This is a genomic window from Butyrivibrio fibrisolvens (genome assembly GCF_037113525.1).
GTDB lineage: Bacteria > Bacillota > Clostridia > Lachnospirales > Lachnospiraceae > Butyrivibrio > Butyrivibrio fibrisolvens.
Genome location: NZ_CP146963.1, coordinates 4624028 through 4638519, shown reverse-complemented (window position 1 = coordinate 4638519; position 14492 = coordinate 4624028). Strand labels below are relative to the sequence as shown.

The window sequence follows — 14492 nt, the reverse complement described above, 5'->3', positions numbered from 1 at the left end:
CGAAGGCGGTTACAAAAGAGGTCATCATTTAACACCAGCATTGTTAATGATGTAGTTCATGTCGTCAAGCACAAGCGCAGAGCATGTGGGGAATGTAGCCATTGTATCCTCAGGATACAGCATAAGACCTGCAAAGATAGTCGCATAAAACTCTACAGATGCAGCGGCACGGCTTATGTTTTTCTTATATCCTGATGGAAGCTTGCAGGAAGAAAGGGTATAATTGTTTTTCTCTGCATTAAAGGCAGCCTCAAATTCAGCAGAAATCCTGTAATCAGTGGATATTCCACGGAGCATATTGGATTTAATTGTGATATAATGGCCGAATTCATGGCATATGGAAATCTGGGCCTGGTCAGTTACACAGGCTTTGGGTCTCTCTACAGGCTTAGTACTGAGCATGATAAGTGGACCGCTGCTCCATTCAAAATAGCCTATGATATTGCCGACATTAGTCCAGCCGGAGGTATCTATCTCAGGAAGTGGATCGTTTTCTGCATATACACGAATATTACCACCATCTGCAACATAAATATCCTGAAGAGCCGCTGGAATAAAACTCAAGTAGTATGTAGAATAGGTAGTAACAGTAGAATCTTTGACAGTAGAACTGCATTTGGAGACAGGGGACCCATCAGCATAGGACCGTAGCGGACTCCAAATAGAGAGCACTAAAAGGGCTAGTGCCAGGAATTTGATAAACGTTTTTTTGGATACAGCACAGGAATATTTGGACATATTATTCCTCCTTTCAATATAAGTCAATTTCCCAAGATGTCAGTAGTAGGTAATAGCCAAATGTCTGTAATTAGCCTACAATGTTATATCGGATAATTATCGTTATAACATTAGCTTTTAGTCGTAATCAAATGATATCACTTATCGTTTTATCGCGCAAATGTCAAATGATTAACTGTTTAACGATAAGTTTTTTCAATATTAAATTTGTAGGCGTTTAGCATGTATACCAATTGTATATTTTCTATAAACATAGTATTTCAGTCAAGATAGAAAATTATTTTTGGCATATTGCAAAACGCACGAGTTTCAATATTATCACATTTTCACAGAAAAAGCACTCAAAAAAGGTAAAGCATTAAAATGGAAAACAAAAATAATACAACAAGAAAGATCCCAAAAAGAATAGCAAGCACAGTTATACAGTCGCTTAAGGGCGGTGTAGTACCGCGTATAGGACTTCCTTATATTACTGTTGGACGTAAAAACGAGATAGACGCACTTCTTCATGATGTGGATATCATTGCAGATGGTGGTGCATCATTCAGATTTATTAATGGTAAGTATGGAAGCGGTAAGAGTTTCCTTCTTCAGACAATACGAAACTATGTCATGGATAAGGGTTTTGTAGTAGTAGATGCCGACCTTTCACCTGACAGAAGACTTCATGGTAACAAGGGCCAGGGCCTTGCTACCTACAAAGAACTCATCCAGAACATGTCCACCAAGACAAGGCCTGAAGGCGGAGCGCTGACTCTCATATTAGATAAGTGGATCCAGAATGTTCAATCTCAGGTTGTAGCTGAAGGTATCATGCCTGACTCAGATTCTTTTTCCATAGAAGTTGAGAAAAAAATCTTTGCAGTGATCTCCTCTATGAACGAGCTGGTTCACGGTTTCGACTTTGCAAAGCTACTTACTATGTATTACAGATCATACATAGACGGAGATGAGGATACCAAGGCGAAAGTAATTAAATGGCTGAGGGGAGAGTATATCAATAAGACTGAAGCCAAGGCAGAGCTTGGAGTTAACATCGTGATCACGGATGATGACTGGTATGAATATATGAAGCTTTTTGCAAGGTTCTTGCAGCAGGCGGGTTATACCGGAATGATGATCATGATAGATGAGCTTGTTAATATCTATAAGATTCCCAATTCAATAACAAGACAATACAACTATGAGAAGATGCTGACCATGTACAATGATACTCTTCAGGGTAAGGCCAGATATCTTGGCTTTATCATGTGCGGAACGCCTCAATCCATTGAGGATCCAAGAAGAGGTGTCTACAGCTACGAAGCTCTTCGTTCAAGACTTGCTGATGGTAAGTTCTCCAAAGAGGGCGCAAGGGATATGCTGGCACCTGTTATAAGACTTGAACCTCTTACAGCAGAAGAGATGCTGGTACTGTGCGGTAAGCTTTGCGAGATTCACTCGCAGCTTTATGGATATGAGAACAATCTGTCAGACAACGATCTTGCTGTTTTCATAAGGATAGAGTATGGAAGGATCGGGGCAGATTCGCATATAACACCAAGAGAAGTTATAAGGGATTTCATAGAGCTTCTTGATATCCTTTACCAGCGTCCCGATATAAATGTAGAAACGCTTCTTTCATCTGATGAGTTCAGCTATGCAAAAGATGAGCTTGCACAGCAGGAAGACGATGTAACTTCCGGACTTCGTATAGATGGTGGACAGAAGCCAGATGAGCCGGGGAATTATGCGGAGTTCAGGCTGTGAGGTTAGGCTTAGCCTCAGGAAAGCTGCTAATTAAATCATATGTCTCATGTAAAAATAACCTTGTTTTTTCTAAGGGTCTTATCCGCTTACGTAAACACGCTGTACTGCAGCTCCTAAGACCCTAAGAAAAAATAAGGTTATTTTTAAAATCGACATATGATTTAATTAGTAGCTTTCCTGTTATAAGTTAATGTCAATTTGCAATTCACCGATTCATAGAAATCTATTTAAATGAAAATTTTCGGGCAATTTGCAGAATTAATATATTTTTACTATCATTATTTATAGCAATAATATTGTGGATGAGGTTATGAGCTTGAAAATATAAATATTTCCAAGCTTTAAGAAGTGACATCGCGAGCTCTGCCACTTCCAACCATTAGTCTCTCGTTTCACTCGCGATAAGAGGTTATATTATGAAAAAGAATCTTAAGAAAACAGGAGCAGTTTTACTTGCAACTTCACTGGTAATCCAGGCAGCAGGATGCGCAGATATTAATCTGGGTAAATCTTCCGATGATGCAAGTAGCAAGGATTCTGCAGAATCTGAAACATCTTCAAATGCGCAGGAAGCTTCTACCAAAGATGCGACAACTGCTGCAACGACTTCTTCAAACACAACTACTGTATCTGTAGAGTCACTTGAAAGAACAAATATGCTTAATGGTCTTTTTTCAGAAGAGACTGTAGAGTATACAGTTAAGGCAGATGGCCTTGTACCAGAAAGTGATCTATCTAATGTTGCTAATATAGAGGATTACAGCTATTATAGCGAAGACTTCCTTACAGCGCTTGCGACAGACGGTTTTGTAATATCTCCTTATAATACGGGATATGAATTTTTTGATTCATATGAGATGAACCGTTATCTGCAAAAGTGTAACTTCGTAACGGTCGACTCCATGATGCATACTTATCATCTCTACTTCACATACCTTCTTAAGAAGACAGAGAAAGAATACCTGTCATCAGAACTTGCAGAGCTTGGTAAAGAGATGCTGGATGCATCCAAAGAGCAGTATGAAGCTTTAAAGGGAACCGACTGGGAGAATGCGGCGCTTTTAAATGTTGCATATTTTGCAGTTGGAGCAAGTCTTCTTGACGATAGCACTGACGTACCTGATTATGTTGCAGATAATGTTAAGAGCGAGCTATCTCTTATCAATAATGCTGCAGGTATTACCTCTTCACCGATCTTTGGATTTGATGAAGACTACAGCCAGTACAAGCCCCGCGGATATTATGATCAGGACGAAGACTTAAAGCCTTATTTCAGAGCCATGATGTGGTACGGCCGCATCAATTATGACACATCAGAAGATGATCTCCTTAAGGCATCTGTTCTTATGACAACAGCAATGCAGCAAGGTCCTATCACCAGATGGGAAAAGATCTATACAGTAACTGCCTTCTTTGCAGGCGAAGCTGATGATCTGTCTTATTATGAATATCAACCTGCTATTGCAAGTAGCTTTGCTGATGCTTCAGATGTTACAGCTATAGCTTCTGACAGCGACGGATATGCTTCTTTCAAGGCACTTGTAGATGCAATGGAAGGCCCTTCAATAAATTCAACTATAACAATGGATGACGGCGGCGCTACAGATCACGTTGCAGAAAGCAAAGGATTCAGATTCATCGGACAGCGCTTTTCACTTGATGCAGCTATCTTCCAGAATCTTATCTATTCAAAGACCAAAGAGAATTCAGAAGGAGAGACGAGAAACCTTCCCGATGCTCTCGATGTACCTGCAGCTCTTGGATCTGAAAAGGCAATGGAACTCTTAGAAGAGCAGGGCGATACAGATTATGAAAACTATACTGAAAATATGGAAAAGCTTCAGGGAGTAATTTCAGCCAAAGATGATACATTCTGGGAAGCAAGCCTTTCATCAGCATGGCTTAAGACATTAACACCACTTCTTTCAGAAAAGACATCAGAACATCCTTACTTCATGCAGTCTGATAAGTGGGCGATCAAAGATATCGAAGGCTTCCTTGCAAGCTGGACTGAGCTTAAGCACGATACAGTTCTTTATGCTAAGCAGCCTGTAGCAGAAATGGGCGGCGATGATATCGAAAAGGATGACAGAGGCTACGTAGAGCCTGAACCTGACGTATATACAGGTCTTAAGAATCTCATCAATAAGACGTCTGAAGGTCTTGATGCATACGGATATATCTCTGATACAGAAAAAGAAAACCTTGCACTTCTTTCAGAACTTGCAGATAACCTTTCTACAATATCTGTTAAAGAACTTGCAGGAGAAACTCTTACAGATGATGAATATGAACTTATAAGAGGATACGGCGGATCTCTTGAGCACTTCTGGCACGATGCTGTTGTTTCACCTGATGATGAAAGCCCAAGTCCTGATGAGTATCCATCAGCTCTTGTAACAGATGTTGCAACTGATCCAAATGGCGGAGAATATCTTGAATGCGCTACCGGCGGTACAGCAACTATCTATGTAATCGCCCCTGTTGACGGACAGCTTAAGATCTGCGAAGGTGAAGTATTTGCATTCTATGAATTTGCATATTCAGAAAGACTTACAGATTCCGAGTGGAGACTTGGAATGGGATTTGAACATGAATATGATCCCGAAACTTATGGATATGTAGAACACGAGCCACTTGGAATCGAAAGACCATGGTGGGCTGAGCAGCTCAGAACTTCTACATGGTAATTGCAGGTACCGGATGTAACAAGGCATAATTAGAAATACTATAATGTAATTCTATGTCGTGTTAAGTCTTACCAAATATTATTTTACAGAATAAGAATATTTTTACTCAGCTATAAAAAGGCGTCTGTATCATGTATGCAGGCGCCTTTAGGCAATAATTCTCATGCCTTCGTTATCCTTAAGGAAGTAACTATATGAAGAAAAATCTCCCCAAAATCATACCTTTGATCATCTTTATAGCAGCTATCCTAGTTGTTTTGATCATATATAATTCCAAAAATGCCTCGCTTAATATCCCAGATAACATAGTCTTTAACACTAAGGACGCATCTGTTTTTGGCTTGCAGGCAAACCTAAACGATGGCCATTTTAAAATATCCGATGAAACTGGGGTAGCAGTCTGGGAGAGTGATGCAAACTGGAAAGTACAGGACTTTCTGACATGTGACATTGATAACGACAGCGAAGATGAAATCCTCCTTCTTACATGGAAGAAGGGCAGCTTTGGCAAGCACCTTCCTTTCTGGGTAGAAAGCAACGATACCGACACAAGCCAGCATATCTATATTTATGAAAAAAGAGAAGAAAACGCTGATAAAGACGGCTTTTTAAGAGCATCCTGGATGTCGTCCGCTTTAAGCGATACGATCATTTCCTTTAGCTTTGATCCATCTACAAGACTTCGCGTCACCTATGAAGACGGAAGAGTACAGTATTTTAACTGGAATTACTGGGGATTAAAAACATATACGATTCCTTCAAGTAAGGTTACATTCACAGCTTTTGGCGACACCATAGCCCACAAGCAGATATATAACTATGCCCTGGATCATGCAGATGGCAGCTACGATTTCCTTTACGAGAATGTAAGAGACATAATATCGCAGTCAGACCTTTCCGCCATCGTGCAGGAGACTCCTTTTGCAGATGACGCATCCTATACCTTAGAAGATCTCTCTGTAAAAAGAGATATGATCTACAGCGAGTACCCCGTATTCTCATCTCCATCAGGCATAGCTTTAGCCCAAGAGGCATCAGGCTTTGACATTATCGCCTGTGCAACTAACCACATGCTGGATCAGGGAATAGAAGGAATAGACAGAACATACCATGCATATGGAGATAACACTAAAGTAATAGGCATACTTCCATCCGATAAGACCGGAGATACAAACCTTAATATCATAGAAAAGAACGGAATAAGCATAGCCCTTTTTGACTACACCTATGGAACCAATGGACAGCCTATTCCTAAAGAATATACTGATTGTATAAATATACTATCAGATGAAAACAAAGTAAGAGCCGAGCTTACAAGCGCAAGAAGTCAGGCCGACGTAGTAATGGTATTCGTCCACTGGGGAGAAGAGTACTCATCTCAAATAAGCGATTATCAAGCCAAGTGGACAGATATCTTCTATGAATGCGGCGTCAACGTAGTCATAGGCTCCCATCCCCACGTCCTTCAGCCCTACGAACTCATAGAAAAAGACGGCGGGCAGCAGATGCTCATCTACTACAGCCTCGGAAACTCTGTATCCGGCCAGAACGAAATCGAACGCGTACTTGGAGGCATGGCAACCTTTACGATCAACAAGACCGTAACCCAGGAAGGCATGACCATAACATTCACAGACTACGACCTCGAACCCATCGTAACCCACCAGGAAAAACAAGGAATCTATACAGCCTACTTCCTTAGAGACTATACAGATTCCCTTGCTTCAATGCATAGATTATCTCCCGTCATCGCAGATTTATGGATGCTTTACGATGAGGAAAAGAGTAAATAAAATTACTCGACAGATATTTTTTCTATCTTACAGGAATGCTTTTTATCTTTAGTGCTATAATTTATTCCTATTTTCAGTACTGAACCTGAAAATCCATTAAATATATCTGCGTACCGATTATTATCTATTTGCTCTAAGGCTTTTGAACTACTCTTGTCCCACTTTAGTTCTACAATAAGTGCCGGACAAGAGGCCTTTTTCTTTGGCCAGAAGACCATATCAGCAAAACCTTTACCTGTAGGCAGTTCGTCTATTCGTGAATAGTAATCTATACTGCTAATATAAGCCATCTTTATAACACTTCTTAAAGCCTGCTCATTATTGTAAAAAGTAGGAGCAGTAATTTCGCTGTGCATTTCTTCTACAAGCTGCGCAACTGTATCTTCATCCATATTCCACGTAGCATCAAGAAGCGTGTTTGATTTCTGAATGGCTTTGATAAGCTCTTTTTTATTTCCGTTTTTTAAAGCTCTTACGAATTCGCTTTTTATTTCATCATTTGGAATAGATACCTTTTCTTCATTTTCATCATAAGCAAGATAGCCTAAATGGATTAGGAGTGTTAATACATCATCCCTATTTTCCATGGATGTAAGGTCATTCTGAAAAGAATTAGTATCTACTTTGATACTTGCTCCGCCAATCATATCAACAACAGCATCTTTTAAACCATCAAAGTTCATATCAATATAATCACGCAGAGATTCATAAGTTTCAGTCTTTACCCAATAATTACTGAGCTTTTTCCTTAGAATAGACTCCATAACGGATTTTGGGTTAAAAAGATGTTCATCTCCAACATGATATCCATCGTACCAGGATTTTAGTTCTTCAAAGTTAATATCATGTTTTTTGCAAAGACCTGCAACTTCTTTTTCTGTAAAACCTATGTATTCCTGAAGAGGCCTTGGCTCAACCATGCTATATTCAAAGAAATCACTCATGGCTGATTCGTGCCCATATTTTTTTATAGGGAGAATACCGGTCATATACACGCCATCAAAGAGCCTGTCTGTAAAATTGCTTTTAAAAAGAGAACGAAGCAAATTGATGTATTTTTCTAATATCTCTGCATTATCCTTGAATTCTCTGAAAGGTGCATCCCATTCGTCGATAATGAGGATAAGTTTTTGGCCGTTGAATGCTACATATTTGCTAAAAGCATTTATAAGGCTGGTATCGTTTATAACCGCTGGGAATATGTCAGAAAGATCTTCAATAACCTCTTTTTCTATCTTATCAATAAGATCTTCGTCATCTTTTAAAGTTGAGATGAAAAAGGTCATATCAAGATAAACGACATCATGTTGATTGAGGTGGGTTTTAAATGATTTATCTTTGGCTATTATCAGATCAGAAAAAAGGTCTTTAGAATCACATTCTTTGCAATAATATGCACACAGCATTTTGGCACCAAATGACTTACCAAAACGCCTGGGTCTGCTGACGCATATCAGCTTTTGAGAAGTAGACAAGCATGAGTTCATAAAAGAGATGAGTCCGGACTTATCAATATATTCGCTATTGCGAATGGTTCTAAAACCATCATCTCCCACATTAACGTATTTTCTCAAACCGCCGGTAGATACAGAAGATAGTACCTGGAGATCTTTCTTGTAACAATAATCATCGGGTATATTCCATTTTCTGTTTACCAGCTTGGCTCCGGGAATCTTCCCAGAAGAACACAAATAATTTACCTGCCTTTTAGATATATTCCATTTCTCTGATGCTTCTTTAGACGTCATGATCATTGCACCTCCATGGATATATTATAGCATAAAGTGGGAAGTAAACGGGAAGTTTACTTCCCACTTACTTCCCACATACTTCTCGATCACTTCCCACTAAATATTCTGATGCATTTCATCCTTTATTCTTTACTGTTCGTCGAAATTTTCTTTCCTATTATGTTGCTTTATGTATAATATGCTTGGCTTATTGGGCCATACTTCAAACTGAAATATTATGGGGAATAAAAGGATTTTTGTGATGGAAACAAGAACAAAGAGCAATACAAGTTTGATTAACAAAATAAAAAGTATTTCTAAAGAATCTACATTCTACATTTATATATTATTCAATCTTATCAATCTAATAATACATATTATGGGATTCTTCTCATATCCAATGTTTGCCCAGGTTGATTATGTTTTGTATTTAACCAAAATAGCAATAGTCTTTCTTGTGCGAAAGGCGTTACTCAAAAAAGATTCTTGTTTTTTGGCTGAAGCAAGGATGTTTAAAGGCATTATTATCTGTGATTGTATAGAACTGTTTGTAAGCGTTTTTGCTTATTCAGATGGAGCATTCCTTGTAATCTTTCTGACGTTTACTCTGAAAGCACTTTTAGACTATATAATCTTTTCTTCTTTTATCAATAAAGGGATCAAAGAAGCGTATGAAAGAATCAGTGAGCATCTTTCTAAAAGACTCAGAACTTATAAGAAATATTGGCATGTTTTAAATAGTTCTATTTTGGGAGTTTTAATATTTCAGATATTTGCAAAAAAGACATTCATTCTTATGTTCTTTTTCGCTTTGGTTCTTGTTAGATTTTTTGCTCAGATTAATTTTATTTATTTAATTTGGAATAAAGTTATCAAACAGCACAGTACTGCTATTGATCATTATTATTATGAAAAAAGAGATGCTAAACTCGTTTCTTCTAGCAATCACGATGATGATAGCCATATAAAAACCGAATTTGCAGCTGTTGATGAAATGGATTATGAATTCAAAATCATTAAAAAATCCAATCAAGTGCAGGATGAATTTCAAAAGCAAAGTAAATTAAAAAACAGGCATATACTCCAAAAAATCAAGAATTTTAGTCTTATGAAGAAGCTTATTAACAAGTTTCCACGAATTGATAAAAAATACAGATATGCCATATATGGTTGCCTCTTTATATGTTTTCTTTTTATGAGAAATACATACATAGAAGGAGACAATCAGCTCACAGATGAAAATGGTAATATTCTTTCAGATCAGAAATCTGTAGACTATATGTATTGTGCGCAATACATTCCCTGGTATAGTGACGAGAAAGAACAAGTGTATCAATATAATAAATGTAACTTAATGCCATCATGGTCTATGTTCTATGATGAAAAGTATGGACTGGTCAATATAGAAACCGGACTAAATACAGGTGCTATATATGAAGAAGACTTGGCTTTTGATAACGAAGGAATAGCCTATGACTACGATAGACATTTTATTAATCTAAATGGAGAGGAAGTTATAAAAGTTCCTTACATTGTTAAAGCCAAAACTTCGTTCCGTCAAATGATCGTAAATAAATTATTGGATTATTTTGATATATATGAAAGGCAAATCTTTGGTGTAGGGGACCGATGTAATGAGTCTGGTAAATTTGTACTATCTTCTAATCATACTTATTTTGCCAATGGAGTTACTTCATATCATACAGATTTGAATGATAAGTATGGACTTATGAGTGAAGATGGAAATCTTGTAACACTTCCGAAGTATTCGCGTATAAGCGGCAGTAGAGATTTTAAAGTATCTCCAGTTATCAATTATAATCGCACAGCTTTGGATGTCATTAATTCAAAAGGAGAGTCACTTTTCGAGTCTACTCCTCACGATATTGAATTTTATGATGCTCCCCAAATAATTAAATGCAGAACATATCAAGGAGATGAGTTTTATACCTATGAAGGAGAGAAAATCGAAGGTAGTTATCATCAAATTAATGAACATGGCACCGGCCGTGTTACTTGTTTTATTTATGATCATCCTGAGGATAAGAATTGGACATTAGAAGTTTATTATGGTTCTGAATTGATTTTTTCATCTGATTTATATTACTATTGCTATTCCTTCCCGGACAAAAATGGAAAAATAAATTATCTGGTAGTTGGAGATAAGGATAACATGTATTCATTGATAGATCTGGAGGGCAATCTTATATGTCCTGATAGTTATAAAGAGATCAAATGCACAGGAGATTACAATACATTTGTAGGTATTAAGCAAAATGGACAGTTAGATCTGCTCTATTTAGATGGAACCGTTATTAAAACATATTATACGTATGTAAATATAACTTACGAAGGCGATTTGATTGAAGTTTGTAATCCTATTCCCAAAAATCTATATAACTATATTGATCTTCAAGGGAATATCCAAATGGAAGAATGGTTCGAAGACGATGATGCTTATTACGATAATTAATAGGTATATGTAACCATCTAAAATTTTATATTACAGATTATATGGCGGATATTTTATAGACTATCCGCCATATAATTACTACGCAATTTCAATCGTCAATACATTCAGCCCCAGCAGATTCTGATAATTAGCGCTGCTCGCCAGCTTCATCACCATCCTGATACCAATATTTTTAGTAATATCCTCCGAATTAAGATGCCCTGCCATATCAACAGGATCAAAGCTCTTACAATCGTCCTTTATTCTCAGAATGATCGTACCACCTTTTTTTACAACTCTTGCTTCAAGGAAGTGAGCCTTGGCATCCATACTAAAGCCGTGTTCTACAACATTTCTTGTCATCTCTTCAAGGCAGAGAGCAGAGTAGTAGGCCTTCTTCTTATCAAAGCCCTTACCTGTGCAAAACTCCTGCACCTTCTGAGATGTGGTCGAAACGTCGTCCTTATCCTTGATTCTAAGCACCAGCCTGTCTTCATCCGGTACACCAAAATCATCTTTAAAGAGTAGCCACTCATCAGAATTTCTTGGCACACGCTTCCAGAAGATCATGGCATAAATTGGATATACGACCGCCGATATCACAATTCCAATCGGGGTTGCAAGCCATATTCCAAGAGCGCCCAGTACAGGCGCAAGTATTATGGCAGGAATGATCACGCTGAACAATCCATCTATCAGGGAAAAGATATTAACGCAGATATTCTGCCCCATGGCCTGCAGATAGTTGGTCTCTATCTGAACTACCATGATAAGCGGGATAGACAAACCATAAATAACAAAGAACTGATGTGCCAGATGATAAACATTTGACGTCGTGTCTGCAAAGAAGATACTTACAACCATTCCGGAGATCATGACAACGATCGCAGCAATGACAACTGACATTATAAGAACCTTGGTAAAAGAGAGTTTAATCAGATCTTTGATTGAATCTCTGTCTTCTTCACCAACATTCACACTGGCAAGCATACGGATGACCGCACCACCGCCAAGACATAAAGCTATAAAAAAGCCCCCAATCATTCCAAGAGATGACTTGGCTGAAAGACCGTCCTGTCCTGCATAAGTAATAACGACTCTGTTTAACACTATTTCTCTAAGCGCCAGGCAAAAGACAAGTAACGCTCCCGGGAAACCTATTTTTATAAGCTCTAAGGTCTTTTCCCAATAAATATTTTTAATATCATATCGAAGCTGAGCCTTGGGGGACAGATAATAGGTTTCCAGAATGATAAAATAGATCCAATTACACATAGATGTAGAAAGAGCAAGGCCGAATATGCCAAGGTTGAAGACGACCACAAATGTGATATTGAATACCACGTTTGATACAATCATAGCTGCAACGCCAATATAATTTCTAAGACTCTGCCTCTCAAGCTGGAGAAATGCAGCTACCTGAGCACCCAAAAGCTGCGGGATTATACCAATAGAAAAGCCTATGATATAAAGTTTAAGCTCGCCTCTAAGTTCGGGACTGGCTCCGCACAGATCAGCTATGAGCCCTGAGAAAAAAGCACAGATAACTGTAAGGACTGCTCCGATTAGTGTAATTACAGTCTGATTAAGAGAGACAATGCCGCGGGTTTTATCAATATCACCCATGCCCATATATCGTCCGCACAGAACAGATGAACCTCCAAGAAATACTGAACTGATAGCACTGATCATATTGACCATTACAAAGAAAAGACCTATAACACCAACGCTTGCTGCATTTATAAATCTTCCTGCTATCACACCGTCAACAACAGAATTGATAGAACCCATTGCGACGATCATTATCTGTACAGGCAATAATTTAAAGAAAATCTTACTGTTCATGGCCTACCTCATTATTCGAAAAAGTTTTCAACCATTTGATTCCATCTTACGTTTACAGATTTCTTCAGCTCTTTGAATTATCTTGTCCTTCCAATCGTCGTCCTGAGCATCAAGTTTATAGGTGCTAAAACCATATTCTCTACCCCATGAAGCTATGACTTCTTCGTCGTCAACATGAAGCGAAATATGATATCTGCTTGGTATTTTCTGGGGAAGTACTGTTTTACTGTTTCTTTGAACTTCTTTAAGATGCCTGTCCGCATTTACGATTCCGTCAAACTTTACTCCATATAATCTGAAAAGTTTTTTGATATAACCTTCTGTCCTAAAAGACGAAGTATAGACCCAGACCTCATACCCCATATTTTGAAGCGAGTTTATCAGCTCCGGGGTACCAAGTCTCAGCCTTTCTTTAAAGATCTTATTCAGTGGAAAAATCAGCTCTTTTTCTGTCTTATGAGTGCTTGGATCAACAAAAAGCACCTCATCAAGATCAAAAGAGACTCGCATCTTAAACTTGTAATCTGTCATGCTCATCGTGATCTATCCCGTCTACGATTCCCATTACCACATCTGACCATTTACCTTTTTCTTTATTGATCTCAAATTCTTTAAATTCAATACTTTTATCACTATAGCTTTGAATGACCATGTCGTTATCAACATGAAGAGTAGATTTATACTTATCCGCCAGCATCTTATCTATATCTTTTTTACCGGCTTCATTGATACTCGTTTTCTTGGCAGTTCCTGTTACAAGGCCGTCGATATGAACATGATATTTCCTGAAAAGATTGCGCAGATAGTCCATAGAATAGAACTTCGAAGTAAATACCCAGATGTCATAATCATGCTCAGACAAAAAATGAAACAGCGCAGGAACACCTTTTCTGATCCTTTCTTTATATTCCTTGTTCAAAGGAAATGGAAGGGGTCTTTCAAGTTCATCTTCATCAGTAAAACCTAAAATGACTTCATCAAGATCAAAGGTAACTCTTTTATCATTTTTACCTTTCTCGATCATACGTTTGATATCTTCTTCATGGGTAAGATTTACGATTTTTACAGGTATTTTCTTCATGCCCATTCTGATGGCAGCAGCCCAGCGGTGGTGCCCATTAATAATTATATAATCTTCCGGATGCATTTTTTCAACGACCACGGGTTCACCGTCAAAGAGCTCTTCATGGGGATGCTTAAAATAATGCCTGATTTTCTCTTCGTATTCAGATATGATCCTGTAGCTTGGTCCTATTTCAGGCTTACAGAATTCATCAATGGGATTTGGATGCATCTTGGTGCATCTCATACTGTGAACGAACATTCGAGGGAGAACCCCGGACTTTACAGGAAAGCAAACTCCCTTATATTTAGACATCTCATCAGCTATAAATTTATTAAAATCCATAGTATCACCTGTCCTGGTTTGACCATTTGACTCTTACGTAATAATATCGGCGGATACTGTGGGTTATATGAGACTAGATGGCAGACA

General features: G+C 38.1%; 9 protein-coding genes. 4 read left to right on the top strand and 5 right to left on the bottom strand.

Annotated features, from left to right (window positions below; translation table 11 throughout):
- Nucleotides 1-24: 24 nt before the first annotated feature.
- Nucleotides 25-564: a hypothetical protein gene (locus WAA20_RS19755; protein WP_139263818.1), complete on the bottom strand. Its 540-nt coding sequence runs from the start codon at nt 562-564 to the stop codon at nt 25-27.
- 537 nt (nt 565-1101) lie between these two features.
- Between WAA20_RS19755 and WAA20_RS19750 the strand changes: the two genes are divergently transcribed.
- From WAA20_RS19750 to WAA20_RS19740, 3 genes are all read left to right on the top strand, one after another.
- Complete coding sequence (locus WAA20_RS19750; protein ID WP_081373916.1) at nt 1102-2487, top strand: ATP-binding protein; 1386 nt, start codon at nt 1102-1104, stop codon at nt 2485-2487.
- Between the two features lie 416 nt (nt 2488-2903).
- Nucleotides 2904-5177 carry a DUF3160 domain-containing protein gene (locus WAA20_RS19745; protein WP_073389185.1) on the top strand — a complete coding sequence of 758 codons (2274 nt, stop codon included), beginning with the start codon at nt 2904-2906 and terminating at the stop codon, nt 5175-5177.
- 194 nt (nt 5178-5371) lie between these two features.
- Entirely contained in the window at nt 5372-6970 is a 1599-nt protein-coding gene (locus WAA20_RS19740; RefSeq protein ID WP_073389186.1) for a CapA family protein, read from the top strand.
- Nucleotides 6971-6972: 2 nt separating this feature from the next.
- Here WAA20_RS19740 and WAA20_RS19735 read toward each other — a convergent pair whose 3' ends face one another.
- Nucleotides 6973-8718, bottom strand: a complete 1746-nt coding sequence (locus WAA20_RS19735) for an AAA family ATPase (protein ID WP_081373922.1) — start codon at nt 8716-8718, stop codon at nt 6973-6975.
- Nucleotides 8719-8962: 244 nt separating this feature from the next.
- Between WAA20_RS19735 and WAA20_RS19730 the strand changes: the two genes are divergently transcribed.
- The gene (locus WAA20_RS19730) at nt 8963-11173 is read left to right on the top strand and encodes a hypothetical protein (protein ID WP_073389188.1); all 2211 of its coding nucleotides are present in this window, start codon (nt 8963-8965) and stop codon (nt 11171-11173) included.
- Between the two features lie 78 nt (nt 11174-11251).
- Here the strand turns inward: WAA20_RS19730 and WAA20_RS19725 are convergent, their stop codons facing one another.
- Genes WAA20_RS19725 through WAA20_RS19715 form a run of 3 tightly spaced genes read right to left on the bottom strand, consistent with a single transcriptional unit; the run spans nt 11252 to nt 14405 of the window.
- Nucleotides 11252-12997 (bottom strand): MATE family efflux transporter, encoded by a 1746-nt coding sequence (locus WAA20_RS19725; protein ID WP_073389189.1) that lies wholly within the window; start codon nt 12995-12997, stop codon nt 11252-11254.
- A gap of 27 nt (nt 12998-13024) precedes the next feature.
- Nucleotides 13025-13528 carry an HAD family hydrolase gene (locus WAA20_RS19720; protein WP_338801930.1) on the bottom strand — a complete coding sequence of 168 codons (504 nt, stop codon included), beginning with the start codon at nt 13526-13528 and terminating at the stop codon, nt 13025-13027.
- Nucleotides 13509-14405, bottom strand: a complete 897-nt coding sequence (locus tag WAA20_RS19715; protein ID WP_073389191.1) for a ParB/RepB/Spo0J family partition protein — start codon at nt 14403-14405, stop codon at nt 13509-13511. Before WAA20_RS19715 ends, WAA20_RS19720 begins: the two co-directional genes overlap by 20 nt.
- Nucleotides 14406-14492: the final 87 nt, after the last annotated feature.

Bases quoted from the DNA above. Each gene is read 5' to 3' on its own strand.
- WAA20_RS19750 (WP_081373916.1), top strand. From the start codon at position 1,102: ATGGAAAACAAAAATAATACAACAAGAAAGATCCCAAAAAGAATAGCA.
- WAA20_RS19745 (WP_073389185.1), top strand. From the start codon at position 2,904: ATGAAAAAGAATCTTAAGAAAACAGGAGCAGTTTTACTTGCAACTTCA.
- WAA20_RS19740 (WP_073389186.1), top strand. From the start codon at position 5,372: ATGAAGAAAAATCTCCCCAAAATCATACCTTTGATCATCTTTATAGCA.
- WAA20_RS19735 (WP_081373922.1), bottom strand. From the start codon at position 8,718: ATGACGTCTAAAGAAGCATCAGAGAAATGGAATATATCTAAAAGGCAG.
- WAA20_RS19730 (WP_073389188.1), top strand. From the start codon at position 8,963: ATGGAAACAAGAACAAAGAGCAATACAAGTTTGATTAACAAAATAAAA.
- WAA20_RS19725 (WP_073389189.1), bottom strand. From the start codon at position 12,997: ATGAACAGTAAGATTTTCTTTAAATTATTGCCTGTACAGATAATGATC.
- WAA20_RS19720 (WP_338801930.1), bottom strand. From the start codon at position 13,528: ATGACAGATTACAAGTTTAAGATGCGAGTCTCTTTTGATCTTGATGAG.
- WAA20_RS19715 (WP_073389191.1), bottom strand. From the start codon at position 14,405: ATGGATTTTAATAAATTTATAGCTGATGAGATGTCTAAATATAAGGGA.